The sequence below is a fragment of the Leeuwenhoekiella nanhaiensis genome (genome assembly GCF_002744755.1).
GTDB classification, from domain to species: Bacteria; Bacteroidota; Bacteroidia; order Flavobacteriales; family Flavobacteriaceae; genus Leeuwenhoekiella; species Leeuwenhoekiella nanhaiensis.
In genome coordinates this window covers 408257-424634 of record NZ_KZ319287.1, presented here as the reverse complement: position 1 = coordinate 424634, position 16378 = coordinate 408257, and the positions used below count along the sequence as shown (strand labels likewise).

At 41.1% G+C, this 16378-nt stretch carries 11 protein-coding genes; 5 read left to right on the top strand and 6 right to left on the bottom strand.

All coding sequences use genetic code 11. The annotated features are described in order from the left end of the window. Positions 1–34 precede the first annotated feature (34 nt). The 5 genes from CJ305_RS01900 to bglX are packed head-to-tail and all read left to right on the top strand — an operon-like array spanning position 35 to position 7214. The gene (locus tag CJ305_RS01900; protein WP_449543895.1) at positions 35–1183 is read left to right on the top strand and encodes a glycoside hydrolase family 130 protein; all 1149 of its coding nucleotides are present in this window, start codon (positions 35–37) and stop codon (positions 1181–1183) included. Beyond that, positions 1173–2366, top strand: coding sequence for an AGE family epimerase/isomerase (locus CJ305_RS01895; RefSeq protein ID WP_099644535.1), 1194 nt, complete (start codon positions 1173–1175; stop codon positions 2364–2366). The genes CJ305_RS01900 and CJ305_RS01895 overlap by 11 nt, the downstream gene beginning before the upstream one ends. A 4-nt stretch (positions 2367–2370) precedes the next feature. Further along, positions 2371–3612, top strand: a complete 1242-nt coding sequence (locus tag CJ305_RS01890) for a glycoside hydrolase family 26 protein (RefSeq protein WP_099644534.1) — start codon at positions 2371–2373, stop codon at positions 3610–3612. 31 nt (positions 3613–3643) lie between these two features. After that, on the top strand, positions 3644–4897 hold the full coding sequence (locus CJ305_RS01885) for a glycoside hydrolase 5 family protein (protein WP_223248779.1): 1254 nt from the start codon (positions 3644–3646) through the stop codon (positions 4895–4897). Then, positions 4881–7214, top strand: coding sequence for a beta-glucosidase BglX (bglX, locus tag CJ305_RS01880; RefSeq protein ID WP_099644532.1), 2334 nt, complete (start codon positions 4881–4883; stop codon positions 7212–7214). Before CJ305_RS01885 ends, bglX begins: the two co-directional genes overlap by 17 nt. Here bglX and CJ305_RS01875 read toward each other — a convergent pair whose 3' ends face one another. The 6 genes from CJ305_RS01875 to CJ305_RS01850 all read right to left on the bottom strand — a co-directional run bounded on the left by CJ305_RS01875 (position 7215) and on the right by CJ305_RS01850 (position 16373). Further along, positions 7215–8594 carry a sialate O-acetylesterase gene (locus CJ305_RS01875; protein WP_099644531.1) on the bottom strand — a complete coding sequence of 460 codons (1380 nt, stop codon included), beginning with the start codon at positions 8592–8594 and terminating at the stop codon, positions 7215–7217. A 13-nt stretch (positions 8595–8607) separates the two neighbouring features. Further along, the gene (locus CJ305_RS01870) at positions 8608–9678 is read right to left on the bottom strand and encodes an SGNH/GDSL hydrolase family protein (RefSeq protein ID WP_223248778.1); all 1071 of its coding nucleotides are present in this window, start codon (positions 9676–9678) and stop codon (positions 8608–8610) included. 179 nt (positions 9679–9857) lie between these two features. Next, positions 9858–12239, bottom strand: a complete 2382-nt coding sequence (locus CJ305_RS01865; RefSeq protein WP_223248777.1) for a glycoside hydrolase family 2 TIM barrel-domain containing protein — start codon at positions 12237–12239, stop codon at positions 9858–9860. Between the two features lie 84 nt (positions 12240–12323). Beyond that, positions 12324–13517, bottom strand: coding sequence for a glycoside hydrolase family 53 protein (locus tag CJ305_RS01860; protein ID WP_099644529.1), 1194 nt, complete (start codon positions 13515–13517; stop codon positions 12324–12326). A gap of 80 nt (positions 13518–13597) precedes the next feature. Further along, positions 13598–14755, bottom strand: coding sequence for a SusE domain-containing protein (locus tag CJ305_RS01855; RefSeq protein ID WP_099644528.1), 1158 nt, complete (start codon positions 14753–14755; stop codon positions 13598–13600). 16 nt (positions 14756–14771) lie between these two features. Further along, positions 14772–16373 (bottom strand): RagB/SusD family nutrient uptake outer membrane protein, encoded by a 1602-nt coding sequence (locus tag CJ305_RS01850; protein ID WP_099644527.1) that lies wholly within the window; start codon positions 16371–16373, stop codon positions 14772–14774. Positions 16374–16378 lie beyond the last annotated feature (5 nt).

Genomic DNA, 16378 nt, shown 5'->3' with positions numbered 1-16378 from the left:
ACCAAAAACAAAAAAAATACCAAATTATGATCATTTGGTTAGTGACTTTCAAACCTTCCTGGCACAAAAAAATTACCCGGAAGACCAATCAAATGGTATTTACAAAAGGTACGTAAACCCGGTTCTCACCCATAAACACGCTCCTTTAGAATGGCGCTACGATTTTAACCCCGAGACAAATCCATTTGGGATGGAGCGCATTGGTATAAACGCCACATTTAATCCGGGTGCGATTAAATGGAATGGTCAGTATATTTTAGCTGTTCGTGTTGAAGGGAATGATAGAAAATCCTTTTTTGCGTTAGCAGAAAGCAATAATGGAGTTGACAACTTTAAATTTTGGGACAAGCCCATTGCATTACCGCAAACCAATGAGCCTGACACCAATGTCTATGATATGCGTCTTACCAAACACGAGGATGGTTGGATCTATGGTATTTTTTGTACCGAACGTAAAGACAAGTCAAAACCTCTCGACACCACTGCTGCTGTTGCAAATGCAGGAATCGTGCGCACAAAGGATTTAAAAAATTGGGAACGCTTACCTGATCTAATCTCAAATTCCGGACAACAACGCAATGTAGTCATGCATCCAGAATTCATAAACGGTAACTATGCGCTATACACCCGTCCACAAGACGGTTTTATTGAAGTCGGCAAAGGTGGTGGTATTGGTCTAGGGTACATAAAAGACATGAAAAATCCAGTACTTGAGGGTGAGAAAATAATCAATCGCAAAGCCTATCATACAATTTATGAATTAAAAAATGGTCTGGGTCCCGCTCCAATAAAAACAAAAGAAGGCTGGCTCCACCTGGCTCATGGCGTAAGAAATACTGCAGGAGGTCTACGCTATACACTTTATTTATTTATGACTGCATTAGATAGTATTGAACAAGTTATCTATCAACCAGCAGGATATTTTATGGCTCCTGACTATAAAGAAACCGTGGGCGATGTACCAAATGTATTGTTCGGTAATGGTTGGATTCTTGATGATGATGGTAGAATACTCATCTATTATGCCTCATCAGACACACGCTCTCACGTTGCTGTTTCTTCTATAGACAGACTCATTGACTATGTAAAAAACACCCCTCAGGACACCTTTACATCTTCAGGCTCAGTTCAAAATATCCTGGCACAAATTGAACGCAACAAAATCTTTAAGGATGCCGAATGATGCAAATCAAAAATTTAAAAGCGAGCTTGAAAACGAGCTTAGGGAAATTCTAAGGTATTGGAAATCTAATACTTTAGATGAATCAAATGGCGGTTTTTACGGAAGAAGGGATTTTAAAAACAAATTAATACCAAAGGCTGATAAAGGCATTATTTTAAATACGCGTTTGCTTTGGGCATTTTCTGCAGCAGGTAAATTTAATAAAGATGAATCCCTTAAAGTTTATGCGGACAGAGCTTATGAATATTTAAAAGATCATTTTCAGGATCCCAGCCATAATGGCCTCTATTGGGAACTAGATTACACGGGCAAACCTAAAAATACCCGAAAACAAATCTATGCTCAGGCCTTTGGAATATATGCTTTATCTGAATATTACCGATTAAGCGGTACAGAAGAAGCTAAAGATTGGGCACTATCCTTATTTGACCTGGTAGAAACTCGGGCTAGAGATCAAAAAAACAATGGATATCTGGAAGCCTTTCAAAATGATTGGAGCCCAATAACTGATGTGCGGTTGAGCGAAAAAGAGGATAACTCGGCTAAGACCATGAATACCCATTTACACATCCTGGAAGCATATACCACTCTTGCTCAAATATCTAAAAACACCAAAGTACTTGAAGCTTTGGAAAATTTAATAGTGCTTTTTCTAAATCGGTTTTATGACGAAACTAGTCAACATTTTCACTTATTTTTTGATGAAAATTGGCATCGTACAAAAGCAATTGTTTCTTACGGACATGATATCGAAGCAATCTGGCTTCTAACAGAGGCTTGTAAAGCAGTTGCCAACCCCAAATTACTACTAGAAACCAAATCAATCAGTGTTGCGGTTGCTAAAACCTTTTTAAAACAAGCCTATATACCCAAATCAGGAATTATAAATGAAGTTGATCTTGATACAGGTAACGTTGATACTGATAGACATTGGTGGGCCCAAATGGAATCTTTGGTAGGCCTGCAATATGCTTATGAATTTTCTGGAGATATTCAATTTAGAAACGCGCAACTTGACATTTGGAATTACACAAAAAAACACTTTATAGATAGTAAATACGGCGAATGGCATTTTCGCCTAAATGAAAATCAAGAGCCCTATACCACTGAGGATAAAGTAAGTATGTGGAAAGCTCCCTATCATAACTCCAGGGCTTGTATGGTATTAATCAAATTAATTTAGAATTATGAAAAGAATATTAACATCACTTTTTATTGTGAATTTTTTCTTGGTAAGCTGTTCAAAAGACGAAGAGTTTATGGAAGAAATAGACGCTACACCTCCGGTTTCTGAAGAACAACCAGAAATAGGTTTCCCTCCTTCCCTTGCGTATTCATTTATGGTAGATGCTGGCGCCACACCAGAGACTATTGCTTTGTTTTATAACCTTAAATCTTTGTCATACTCAAGTTATATTGTAGGTCAGCAGGACGCTTTCAGTGCATTTTATCAGAATAACGGTGGAATGTCTGACATGAAAAAACTAACCGGTAGTGATCCTGGAATGTTAGGATCAGACTTTATGTTTATCACAGATGATGCAAATGACGAGCAGCCCAACAACTGGTTCTATCAACAAGAGCAACACATCCGTTCAAAAGCCATTGAAGCTTTTGATAAAGGAATGGTAAACATCTTTTGCTGGCACCTTAGAGAACCCTATGAAGGAGACCACTTCTATACTTCTGAAATGACAACAGATCAGAAACAAAATGCCTTCAAAAGTATTCTGCCGGGTGGTGAGAATCACGAGTATTATAAGAAGAAATTACAAAAGGTAGCCACTTTTACAAAAAATCTTAAAAGTACAAACGGCACACTCATTCCTATAATATTTAGACCATTCCACGAGTTTGACAAAGACTTTTTCTGGTGGGGCGCCGCTTATAGTTCCCCTCAGGAATTCATTGATCTGTGGCGGTTTACGGTTTCTTATTTGCGTGATGATTTAGACGTAAGTAATATGTTGTACGCCTTTTCACCCGATAACAGCTATACTACCGAAAACAGCTATTTAACGCGCTATCCTGGAGATGAATACGTAGACGTGGTAGGGATGGATAATTATGGGGATTTAGCCGCACAAAATGGGTCATTGATAAGTCTTGCCAATCAAAAATTAAAAGTGGTGTCAGACCTTGCAGAAAAACGCAACAAAATTGCTGCATTTACAGAAACCGGGTATTTTGTGTCTCCTTCAGATCAATTAGCCTCAGATTTTTACTCCAGAAACGTTTATGAAGTACTTACCAAACAGGACATAAATTTAGGTTTTATGATGTTTTGGCAAAATTATCAAGACTCTTATACGGTACCTGTACCAGGAGCCCGGGGAGCAGATGACTTTTTGAAGTTTAGGGAAAAGGAAAAAACTATGCTATTAACAGATATGCCAGATATTTATGATTTACCTGAAGACGACATTTAAAAATATAAGTTGGAGGTTCTATACTTGGGCATTGTTGCTTATTATGTTCACTTCCTGCGGAAGTATTGAAAAAATAAGGGTTGATGACGGGCGTTTTTACAAGGGTGACCAGCCATACTATTTTATAGGTGCTAACTATTGGTATGGCCCTCTCATAGCTGCACCAAATATAGGTGATCGAAAACGTTTAGTTCGTGAACTTGATTTAATGGATAGTTTAGGAATTAATAATCTACGAATATTGGTAGGGGCTGAAGGCGGAAACGAAGACTTCCAGGTTAAACCCGCATTGCAACCCACGCAGGGCGAGTATAATCAAGACTTACTTGAAGGTCTGGACTTTTTGCTGGCAGAGATGAGAAAACGCAATATGTATGCGGTGTTATACTTAAATAATAATTGGATTTGGTCTGGAGGAATGTCTGCATACCTAAATTGGAATGGATATGGGGAAGTTGCAAATCCCTTTCTGGAAAAATACACCTGGCCCGATTATTTTAAGTATACGCAACAATTTCACACCTGTACACCCTGTCGCCAAGCGTTTTTAAACCATATCCGATTCATTCTGGGGAGAACCAATTCTATAAATGGAAAAAAATATACCGAAGACAATACCATTATGTCCTGGCAAGTTGCCAATGAACCCCGGATTTTTACAGAAGAGGATCGAGCACCTTTTAAAGAATGGCTAGATGAAGTCGTTACCCTTTTAGAAAATTTAGATCCAGACACACTAATATCTACCGGAGCTGAAGGTAAGGCCAGTTATCTTCAGGAAATAGATACCTATAAGATGCTTCATAAAAATCCCAATATTGACTATCTCACGATGCATATGTGGCCAAAGAACTGGCAGTGGTACGACCCGAATAACGAAGAGGAGTCCTTAAAATCTTCTATTGTAAAAGCAAATGATTACATACAAGAACATCTACAGGTTGCCCGGGAACTGAATAAACCAATAGTTATATCAGAGTTCGGTTTTCCACGTGCGAAGGAAAGCCTTTCTAAGAAAGCCTCTATTGGTAATAGAAATACATTCTATAGAGAATTATTCCAACTTATTGAAATAAGCTCTAAAGAAAAATCGGTATTATCAGGTCTAAATTTTTGGGGATTTGCGGGCTTCGCCAAAACAAATGAAAAGAATGGAAAATGGGAAGTAGGAGATGATTTTAGTGCAGATCCCCCTCAGGAACCGCAAGGCTTAAATTCTGTTTTTGCTTCAGACACCTCTACATTAAACCTTATTAAAAAATACAACGATGGCCTACAAGATTAATTGGATAAAATGGGGCTTATCAATTTCTTTAGGGCTAAGTGCTTTTATTTTTTTGAACAGTTTTCGTTTTGCAAACACTTCAAATTTATCAGAAATGCAACGATCGCAAACAGACTCCATCGATGTTAAAGTAGATTCCATTTTAAAAATTATGACCCTTGAAGAAAAAGTGGGTCAAATGAATCAATATAATGGTTTCTGGGATGTAACAGGCCCCTCACCCAAAGATGGAAATGCAGCAAAAAAATATGAGGATATCAAGAGCGGTAGGGTTGGCTCTATGTTGACCGTTCGCGGGGTAGATCAGGTGAGGGAAGTCCAGAAGCTAGTTGTAGAAGAAAGTCGTTTAGGCATCCCTTTACTTATTGGTTTTGACGTTATTCACGGCTATAAAACCTTAAGTCCAATTCCACTTGCAGAAGCAGCCAGCTGGGATATTGAGGCAATCAAAAAATCTGCTGCGGTTGCTGCTTCAGAAGCTGCTGCATCGGGTATCAACTGGACATTTGCTCCAATGGTCGACATTTCTAGGGACCCGCGTTGGGGACGAGTAATGGAGGGCGCCGGTGAAGATCCTTATCTGGGTAGCAAAATTGCAAGAGCACGCGTTGAAGGTTTTCAAGGAAAAAATCTAGATGCCGTTAACACAATTGCGGCTACTGCAAAACATTTTGCAGCTTATGGTTTTGCTGAAGCAGGTAAAGAATACAATAAAGTAGATATAGGCACTGTCACTTTACATAATATGGTACTCCCACCGTTTAAGGCTGCAAACCAGGCCGGTGTAAGTACCTTTATGACAGGTTTTAATGAACTCAACGGTATTCCTGTTACAGGAAGCGAGTACCTTTTACGGGACTTATTAAAAAATAAATGGGGTTTTCAAGGCTTTGTTATTTCAGATTGGGCTTCTATAGAAGAAATGGTAACTCACGGCTATGCAAGGGATAAGGCTGATGCCGCAAACAAGGCGGTAAAAGCAGGTGTAGATATGGATATGGAGTCCTCTTCCTTTGTTGATGAATTGATTGGGCTGATTCAAACTGGGGCAGTACGGGAAGAATTAATAGACGATGCCGTTCGCAGGATTTTAAAAGTAAAGTTTCTGTTGGGCCTCTTTGATGATCCCTATAAATATTGTGATGCAGAACGTGAATTACAAACTATTGGTAGTGAAGAAAACCGCAAAGCCGTTCTGGATATGGCCAAAAAATCTATAGTGCTTTTAAAAAATGAAAACAATTTACTACCCCTTAAAAAAAATGGTCAAAAAATAGCAGTAATAGGTCCGCTTGCTGATGATAGCAACAGTGTTTTGGGAAGTTGGCGCATTGCTTCTGAAGACAGTAGCGGTGTTTCAATAGTAGAAGGTTTAAAGCAGTATACGGGAAATGAATTGATCTTTAAAAAAGGGGCCGATCTAATTACAAATAAGCCTACATTTATCAACGAACTTGAATTTAACACTACAGATAAAAGAGGTTTTGAAGAAGCCCTTTCAGCTGCAAAAGCTGCTGACGTTGTTATAATGGTTTTGGGAGAGCACGGATTCCAGAGTGGCGAGGGACGTAGTAGAACACAATTAGACCTTCCAGGAGTTCAGCAAGAATTAATGGAAGAAGTGTTTAAGGTTAATAAAAATTGTGTTCTAGTGCTTAATAACGGGAGACCCCTGGCTATTGAATGGGCTGCTGAACACATCCCCTCAATTGTAGAAGCCTGGCATTTAGGTACCGAAACAGGAAACGCAGTAGCACAGGTTCTTTATGGTGACTACAACCCTAGTGGTAAATTGCCAATGACCTTCCCCAGAAATGTGGGTCAAATTCCTATCTATTATAACCATAAAAATACAGGAAGACCTGTAGATCCTCAACCGGGTGCAAATATGGTTTTCTGGTCACACTACAGCGACATAGAAAACGCTCCACTATTCCCTTTTGGCTATGGGTTAAGCTACACCTCTTTTAACTACTCCAATCTCAACGTAGAAAAAGAAAGCTACGCTGTAAATGAAGAAGTGCAAATTAGTGTAGAACTTAGTAATACCGGCGATTATGATGGTAAAGAGGTTGTACAATTATACATTCGTGATCTTTTTGCAAAAATAGTAAGGCCGGTAAGAGAACTCAAAGGTTTCCAATTAGTAGAGCTGAAAAAAGGCGAATCTAAAATCATAAAGTTTAGTCTAACCAGCGAAGAGTTGGGTTTTTATGATCAAGACGGAAACTTTACAGTAGAGTCAGGAGAATTTGAAATCTTTGTAGGTACTGATTCAAACGCTAGTCTTAAAACCCATTTTTTACTAAAAGAATAACTACTCTATTTTTATAGTGAAACTAGAAGTAGGTAAGCCTCTTGCGTTAAAGATATTTGGTACACTTGAATTTGCCCAAGAATAACGGACAAAAAGCGGATGTTCCAGTTTTCCTTTTTTAAGAAAAATCTGGTTGTCTTTTATTTTGAAATCTACAGGTTGAAAGTTTTTATCTGCTCCTGCAATTTCAAACTGACTAGCTTTATTATTCTTGTCAATGTGTAAAAGTTCTGCATTACTAAAGTTTAGAATAATTTTATTTTTGTCGCTTGTAGCTTTTTGAATAAGCGGCGGGTATGCCTTTATTTCTTTTTTGAATTTATCAGCCATCACAAGATTTGCAAATCGTATACCTACTTCCTTTTTATTTTTAGGGTGAATGTCATTGATGTTTCCTATATCACTTGTTACAACCATTCCCGTTTTTGCAAGTCTCAAAGCACGTCTTTGAGCATCCCTAATTTGAACACCAGAAAATTCAGTCTCGTACTTATACGGTGCTATTTGGGCAAAGTAAAAAGGGATAATTTCGTTAAACTGAACCCTCCAACTTTCAATTAGGGTAGTGAACATTTTTTCATAATATTGAGAGTTTACTGTATTTGACTCCCCTTGATACCACAGTACTCCGGCAATTTTGAAGTTCATTAATGGATGTATCATTGCGTTGTAAATAGACCCAGGTTCTTTTGGTCCCCATTCTGTTTCAGGCAGTAATCCTGCCGCTTTAACCAATATACTGTCACGCTCAATAGCCTGTTTAGGAGCCCATGTTTCGGCTGGAGTACCACCCCAGGTTGATCCAATTAAACCTACGGGAACTTGAAGTTCCTTATTCAATTTTTGAGCAAAAAAATAGGCTACTGCACTAAAGTTTTTCATGGTTTCAGGCTTACACCCTACCCAGCTCCCATTTAGATCATCTTGAGGAAATCGAGCAGTTTTGTGATTTACCGTAAAAAATCTTATCGAGTCGTTTTTTGAATTTTGGATAGCTTGCTCACCATTTTCAATTCCTGCCGCTGCACTCCATTCCATATTTGATTGCCCTGAAATCAACCAAACTTCACCCAACAAAATATTCTTAAGAGTAATTTTATTATATCCCTCAATTACTAATTCTTGGCTGCCTTTTTTTTCATTTGTTGAAATTGTAATCTTCCAAAAACCCCTATTATTTGGGATTACAGAGTATTCCGCAACATCCCAGCTTGATGAGATCTTGACTGTTTCTCCTGGTTTAGCCCAACCCCATATTGCGACATCAGCATTTCGTTGCAATACCATATTATCGGCAAAAATTGCCGGCAATACTACATTAGAATACATTTGGCTTATTTGCATTACCGTGGCAACAACAATTATTAAGTTGATTTTCATTTGGCGTACTTTTCTAATTGTCAAATAGTTTTCCTAGAAAAGGAATTAACTGTTCTGCCATTTTGCGATGATCTCTAAGATTTGGGTGGCCACCACAACCATTTGGTTCCATCTGAGCAAACTCAAAAATATATACAGGTTTTCCTGTCATATTTTGCTGAATTATTTTTAAAGACTCCAGTAAAATACGTTGTTCCCGTTCACCTATCATTGGGCTGGTCAGCATAACGACCTTAGTCTCAGGATACATATCAAATATCATTTTCACAAAATCAGTATAATTGCTTATAAATCTATTTTGGTCAAATCCACTTCTATCTTTTTTTCCATCGCCTAAAGAAAGGTCATTAGTACCTAAAGCGATTGAGACTAAATCGGGTTTGCTTTCAAACGTGATTTTCTTAGATGTATTGCTATTCAGTCTTAAATTTTTATACACATCAGGCATTACAGGCTGCTCTTCATCATTCCAATTGCGGTACATACCCATCCCTGATACACAACTCAACCTATAATCACAATTTAAAGCCCTGGCAGTTCTTGGACCATAAGCCAAATATGAATTGTGCTGATCATACCATTCACCAGTATCGCAGGGTATTTCTTCCGTTTGTGCACCCATTCCACAAGTGATACTATTACCAATAAATTCGATTATGGGCTTATATACATGGGTTACTTCAATTAATTTCTTCGCACTTACTTTATTAAAAATAACATCTCCTGTACTGGCTTCCGTAGCTTTATAAATCTTTACATTTGAGGTGTCTGAAGAGGGTAATTTTATCCCAATGGGACTTCCGTCCACAAGAAATCTGCCTTTATATTCTTGATTTACCTCAAGAGCTACGTAGGAATGATCTTGTACACCATTAGATAAAAATAGCGTACAGGTATCTCCCACAATGTTCATTTCAACAACTGAACCTGAACCAATAAGGGCAACCGATGTGTCATTGAGATTTTCGTAGCGCCCTTCATACTGAATTAATTGGCTTGATGCTCTAAAGTTGCGCTCTACTTGTTTACAACCAACTGTTAAAATTAAAATGAATAAAAAACCAAAACGTTTACACAAATCCATGATTAAAATTTTATGCTGAAAATTAATCATCTATCATAAAGTAAAACGAAACTATTTTCTCAAAAACTTATAGAATATTTTAAGTAGCGACTTACTTAAGTGCTTTAGGTTAATCTTGATTTTTAGTTATTTTCTTTTAATGATGCATAGTAGGAAAGGCGGTGTTTAATAGGATAATTTTATTGAATTTCTAACTGGGTTCTTACCTCGTTTAAACCCTCTCCCCTTACGCTTACATTAGTAAGTCCTTTTTTAAACCCACTACCTATAATGATCATAGCCTTTCCATAAAACAAATTGACCATATTGCCTTTAAAAGGGGTTAGACTCTGTGGGTTACCATTACCTACACCAGCTAAATAACCGGTACCATTTACTTCAATTTGCAAGGCATTATCTGCAAGTGGCGCAGGATTGCCATCTTTGTCAAAGGCTTCTACAAGTATGTAGCTTAGATCGATCCCGTTAGCCATTATAGTTGTCCTGTCAGGGCTTAGTTTAATCATACTTACTTCCCCCGCCGTTTTTATTGTTTTTTCGCCAATTACAGCACCATCTTTATAGACCACAGCTTTTACTTCACCGGGTTCGTAGGTGACGTCCTTCCACATCAACCTAAAACGCTCGGTCGAATTCATAGAGACCGGATTTTTACATTGTTTTCCCTGGGATTTTCCGTTAATAAACAATTCTGCACAGTCGCCATTGGTATAAACAAATACCGGGGTGACCTCGCCTTCCCTTCCTTCCCAATTCCAATGCGGGAGGATGTGGATGGTTTTTTCTTCGGGTTTCCAGTAACTTTTGTACAGATAGTATCGGTCCTTGGGAATACCTACCAAATCAACAATGCCAAAATACGAGCTGCGTGCTGCAGCTTCCTCACCTAAATTCATCTCTTTAGCCGTCATACCTGTGTAAGGTGTGGGTTCACCTAGATAATCAAAACCTGTCCAGACAAATTCACCTGCGATATAGGGTTCGTCCTGCTGCCACATAAAATCATCATCAGCGATCTCAGCCCAGGAAGGGGCGTTAAAGTCATAAGAGCTTACCTGAAGTGATCCCGTGACCTCAGTCTTATCTTCCGGCAGAGGAAATTCATAGAAACCACGAGTGCTTAAAGTAGAGGCTGACTCGCTGATCACGACGGCCTTGTCAGGCTCCATTTGCCGGGCCAGGCGGTACCTTCGGCCATAATTCCAAGCATGGATGTCATAATAATCAAAATGCCTCATCGATGCGCTCTGCATATTGTCATTAACCAGAGTCACCGGGCGGGTGTGGTCATACTTTTTCACATAGTTCACCATAGTGTGCAGTTTCTGAAAGCCATTATCAATATTCCACTGTACATCGCCTATCTCGTTCCCTACACTCCACAGAAACACAGACGGGTGATTGCGATCCCTAAGCACGAAATTCTTTATGTTCCTATGGGCGAATTCTTCAAAATTGGTCGTATCTGTTATATCAGCTTTTGCATCGTACTTATCAAAAATCTCATTGAAAAACAGCAATCCCATACGATCGCAGAGTTCCAGAAGTTCTGGTGCGGCAACATTATGGCTATTACGTATGGCGTTAACGCCCATAGACTTCATAATTTCCAGTTGGCGCTCCATCGCCCGAGGGTGAAAAGCTGCACCCAGCGGGCCGTGCCCGTGATGAAGGTTTACCCCTTTGAGCTGTACCCTTTTGTCATTTAAATAAAATCCGTCATTGGCCGTAAACCGGGTGGTACGAATACCAAAAGTGGAAACCGTCTCGTCAACAAGTTTATCCCCAAAAAACACCTGTGTTTTTGTAGCGTATAGGTTGGGATTTTCTACGTCCCATCGCTGGGGATCGAGTACCTTAAGGGTGACTTCGAGGTTTTTCTCCTCCTTTGGATTGAGGTATTTGATTATTTCTTTGCTCTGCAATTCATTGCCCTTGGGATCCAAGATGGTCTGCAACACCTTTACCGAATCTGCCCGGCTACTCATGTTTAACACCGTGCTGCTGATGCGTACGTCTGCGTAGTGGGGCTTCACTATAGGCGTGGTAATGTGGTTTCCCCAAATGCCCAAGTGAACCGGGTCTACCTTAAGCAGTTGCACCTTTCTATAGATGCCTGCGCCAGGATACCAGCGGCTGTCGTGCTCCGTGGTATTTGTATAAACGGCCAACGTGTTTTTTTGGCCAAAAATAACATGATCGGTCACATCCAGATAGAAGGAGTTGTAGCCATAATCCCAGCTTCCTGCACGTTTACCGTTTACATAAACCTTGGGAAATGCCATGACCCCATCAAAAATGAGGTATATCCTTTTGTTTGCATCGGCTTGCGCCAAATCCATTCCAGTGCGGTACCAGCCCTCACCTTTCCAGGGTAACTTACCTGTATTGCCATCGCCTTTGGGGTCAAAGGGCCCGCTGATGGCCCAATCGTGGGGTACGCTTACGCTTTCCCAAGAGGCATCGTCAAAACTGGGGCGCTCTGCATTTTCTGGATTACCCTTGGTGAATTTCCAGCCCTGTTGAAGGGCTTTGTATTCCCTCTGGGCCATTGTAGTCATGCTGACAAGCATAAAAAAAAAGAAAGCCAGCCCTGCCGACTTTCTTCTGCATAAAGTTTTCATATCTCCATTCATCTTTTAAAGCTAATCGTTTAGTGCCCCATTGTAAAAGGTAAGGCCCAAGGTAGCTTTATAATCGTGATCAAATAAGGTTGCGTTATCCCAATGGGATCCCTGCGCCCATTGTGTGCTACAGCTGGTGGAGACCCAAGCGGGCTCCCAATAAATTAGGCCGCCGGCCCCTACCTCTACCAATACGTCCCTCAAGGCATTGAGATAGCCCAACTGCCCTTCTGGACTTGCCTCAAAACCGGGAACCAAAGCATCATTACCCAAGATATTGTTTGCACTATCTGCATTTTGCATGGTAAACGGATAGGCGGTTTCCACGATCATGAGTTTTTTGTTATACGTGTTTATCAAGGTCGAAAGCGGAGTGGAAACCTCGTCAAGATCGTAATCAGACCAGATGGGATAGTACGATAATCCTATCCAGTCATAATCAGTTACCCCTGCGTTTGTGGCCTGTTCAAACCACCACAATCCGTTTTCTGGCTGTGCAATGTGGAGCATGACCTCGATTCCCGCATTTTTTTCTGCCGAAAGGTCACGTACAGCTTTAATACCCTGATTGATCAACGAGGAATTTCGGGTCCAGTTAATGGGCCATTGCAGTTCCCCTTTTTGAAGGATCATGGGATTGATCTCATTCCCCACCTGCACAATGTCTGGCGTAAGGTTTTCGGCTTCCAGCTCCTCAAGGGTGTCATAAGTGTAGTCGTATAACAATTGCCCCAAGGCTTCGGTATTATCAATCTGCGCTTCCCAGGCCGCAGGTATTTCTTGCCTGGCAGGATCAGCCCAGTCATCAGAATAATGAAAGTCTAGCATTACCCTCATACCTTCGGCCTTTGCGCGGCTTATAGTCTTTTTCACGTCTGTCAGATCAGAATAATCGGTCCAGGCGGCATCATGCCAGAGCCTTACCCGTACCAGGTTTGAACCGGCTTCTGCGAAGATTTTATAAGGATCAGCATTATTTCCATCTAGATTTTTGTAAACAGCACCACAGTCTTCCATCTCATTGACATAAGATAGATCTGCGCCGTAGTAAAAATCAGGCTCCTCCGGTGGGTCATTGCTGTCAACTCCTGGCTCTTCGCCTTCATCGGGGTTTTCACCAGCAGTGGGGTCTTCCGGTGGGTTTTCATTCCCATCGCCGGGAGAACAGGAAGTCGCCACAAAAAGTGAAAAAAAGATTAAGAATATTCGTAGCATATCATTTTATTTTTGGTTAATGCAACAAGGAACGCTAAACCAAGAAGCAGTACGTTCCTTGTCTTTTCTAAACTGGATAACTATTCTACACTGATGGTTCTCTCAAGCGTGTTGATAGTCATCGTATACGTTCCAGGGGTACCCACAAACGTAAAATTACTATCACCGTCTCCGGCATTTTCAAAATTCCCATCTATGGTATAACCCATTTCTTCAAATGAGGGATAATTAATCCCGCTGTTCCAGTCGTTGAAGGAAGTAAATACCCTAAAGGCTCCGGTACCGCTAAACTCTAGGGTTGCCGTCCTGATGTAGGCACTGGTCTCAACAACGTTTACCACGGGTTCATCCCAGTTCCAGCCAGTAGGCACACCGTCTCCTACAAGGTAATAAGGTGTGGAAGGCGTGAGGGTTATCGTTTTTTCATTGCTGTCTACCACGACCTCATAAATACCTGGAGTTCCCACAAAACTGAAATTACTGTCGCCATCGGCAGCATTTACGAAGTTTTCATCAATGGTAAAGCCTTCCTCTTCAAAATAAGTATAGTTAAGGCCAGATGCCCAGTCCCCTTCAATCTCAAAAAACCGGAATGTATCATTGGTAAGCTCAATCCTGGCGGTATAAACATCCCCATCACAGAAAAATTCTATGGGCGAACTCCACTCCCAGCCAGCATCTACCGCTGCTGCACCTACCACGTAAATCGAGGCGCAACCGCCCCCTGTACTAGGCGCCTGCTCGATTATGCGCAGGGTCAAAGGTGCAGCATCTGAATATACCTCGACGGAATTTGCAGCTCCAGTACCTGAATAAGCATGGATTCTGAAATAAACCTGACCTGTATTATTGGGCAGACCATCTTCTCCCGTAGTTGCAGGATCGTCATCCAAGCCCAGGTCTTCAGCAAATTCAAGCATTTGATCAACTGTAACCGCTTGATTGGTAGCTGAGGTAGAACCTAAGATTACGGGTGTGGTAAATTCAGAATCAAGTGAAGCTTCTAGGTCATACGTGATATTTACAGGGGCATCAAAATCTACCGGGTTCCAAAAAAAGCGCTCGGCGATGTTGGTACCGGTATCCTCGCTGAGCAAGTACTGGGAAGAAAAGGAGTTTTCAAAGTTTACCCCTTCTGGATCTGGCTGCGCTGTGAATACTAAGTAATCTTCTTCGTCACACGAGATCAAGCCAAATAAGGCTAGGAAAGCACCGTAAATTAAAATTGTTTTTTTCATATTAACTTTTTTTGAATTAGTAACCTGGATTCTGAGTTAAATTTGGATTGGCCGCGAGGCTTGCAGCGGGAATTGGAAAAACATCTCTGGTGGCATCTATGGCGATGCCGTTTGCCGATCCACCCTTCCAAGACCAATTATAGGTACCACCGGTGTATCGGCCAAAACGGATAAGATCCTGTCTCCTGTGGGCTTCCCAGTAAAGTTCTACTAACCGCTCATTGAGAATGAGATCTAAGGTCAGCCTGTTGGCTGCAACTGCATTGGGGTTGCCTGCACGTGCCCTTAGATCATTTACATAGCCTACCGCAGTGCCAAGATCACCACCACCACCCCGTAAATGTGCTTCAGCGTACATAAGATAAGCATCTGCCAGGCGAAACATAGGGAAATCAGTATCTACTATCTCAATGGCAGAACCGGGTTGCCCGTCTGAAGTAAGGTTAGACCATTTTGCGATGATAAAGCCTGTATCCCTCTGAGAGACATCAGGAATATTGATAATTCTATCCTCAGTGATCAATGTGTTTCGCACGTCAATATTGTAGTTGCCATTCTGGAAGGTCTCAGAAAACTCTGCAGGCACTCGCAGTGCTCCGCTCCAGCCACCGGCATTTACCCCAAAATTACCGCCATTGGCCTCTTGAGATCCTACCTGACCGTTGACCATCACTGTTGTGGGACCAAAATTTTGAGTGGTAACCCCGTCAGAAATGATTGGGAATATAATTTCGTTTCTTGCAGGTTGATCATTGTTATCGGCTTTAAAGTTGTTTAGGTAATTTGGCGTAAGCTCATAACCCGAATTAATAATTTGCTGACAGTATTGCAAACAATCTGCATAGCGGTCTTGATTCACATATACTTCAGCATTAAGGTATAGTTTTGCTAAAAGCATCCAAGCAGCGGCCTTATCTGCACGGGCATATTCGTTCTGAAGCGGATCAACCATTTGTGGAATGATCTCGAGAAGCTCGCTTTCAATAAATTCAAACAACCGCTCCCGGTTATACTCGGGAGCCTGAAAAGCTCCCACAGGGTCATTTTCGGTTACAAAAGGTGCTTTGCCAAAGAGGTCTACCATATGATAATAGGCCAATGCCCTTAAAAAGCGTGCCTCAGCTCTGTACTCTGCAATATCGGCACGCAGGCTTGCATCTACTCCCCTGCCATCAAGGGCAGCATCAGAAGTTTGTCTCAGGTACTCGTTGGCAAAAGAGACCGATGTCATAACCCTGCCAAACATTCCCCGAAGGACTACATTATCGGCGTTCCAGGTATTACGGTTCAATTCCCTTAGGCCCGGGTCATTTTCCCAAGACCAGATGGCCTCATCACTGGTAAGCTCTTGAAGGTTCCACCAGCCGCGACCATATTGACTGGTCCCGGCATCAAGTCCCTGAATGTTGGAGCTTCCGGCACCATCGGTACCCGTAAGACTTAGGTTTCCATAAACACCGGCGAGACCGCTTCGGTAAGAGGCAGGGTCTGCATAAAAGTCAGTGTCCAAAAATGCTTCTGGATCTCCCGGTTCTACATCAAGATCGTTTGTACAGCCTACGAGAAACAATAATACTCCGGCCAGTACCCAAATCCTTTTAATTAATAACGTGTTCATTTTCA

Excerpts from the sequence above, each read along its gene's own strand:
- CJ305_RS01890 (WP_099644534.1), top strand. The coding sequence starts at position 2,371 with ATGAAAAGAATATTAACATCACTTTTTATTGTGAATTTTTTCTTGGTA.
- CJ305_RS01850 (WP_099644527.1), bottom strand. The coding sequence starts at position 16,373 with ATGAACACGTTATTAATTAAAAGGATTTGGGTACTGGCCGGAGTATTA.
- CJ305_RS01870 (WP_223248778.1), bottom strand. The coding sequence starts at position 9,678 with ATGGATTTGTGTAAACGTTTTGGTTTTTTATTCATTTTAATTTTAACA.
- CJ305_RS01855 (WP_099644528.1), bottom strand. The coding sequence starts at position 14,755 with ATGAAAAAAACAATTTTAATTTACGGTGCTTTCCTAGCCTTATTTGGC.
- bglX (WP_099644532.1), top strand. The coding sequence starts at position 4,881 with ATGGCCTACAAGATTAATTGGATAAAATGGGGCTTATCAATTTCTTTA.
- CJ305_RS01860 (WP_099644529.1), bottom strand. The coding sequence starts at position 13,517 with ATGCTACGAATATTCTTAATCTTTTTTTCACTTTTTGTGGCGACTTCC.
- CJ305_RS01875 (WP_099644531.1), bottom strand. The coding sequence starts at position 8,594 with ATGAAAATCAACTTAATAATTGTTGTTGCCACGGTAATGCAAATAAGC.
- CJ305_RS01895 (WP_099644535.1), top strand. The coding sequence starts at position 1,173 with ATGCCGAATGATGCAAATCAAAAATTTAAAAGCGAGCTTGAAAACGAG.
- CJ305_RS01865 (WP_223248777.1), bottom strand. The coding sequence starts at position 12,239 with ATGACTACAATGGCCCAGAGGGAATACAAAGCCCTTCAACAGGGCTGG.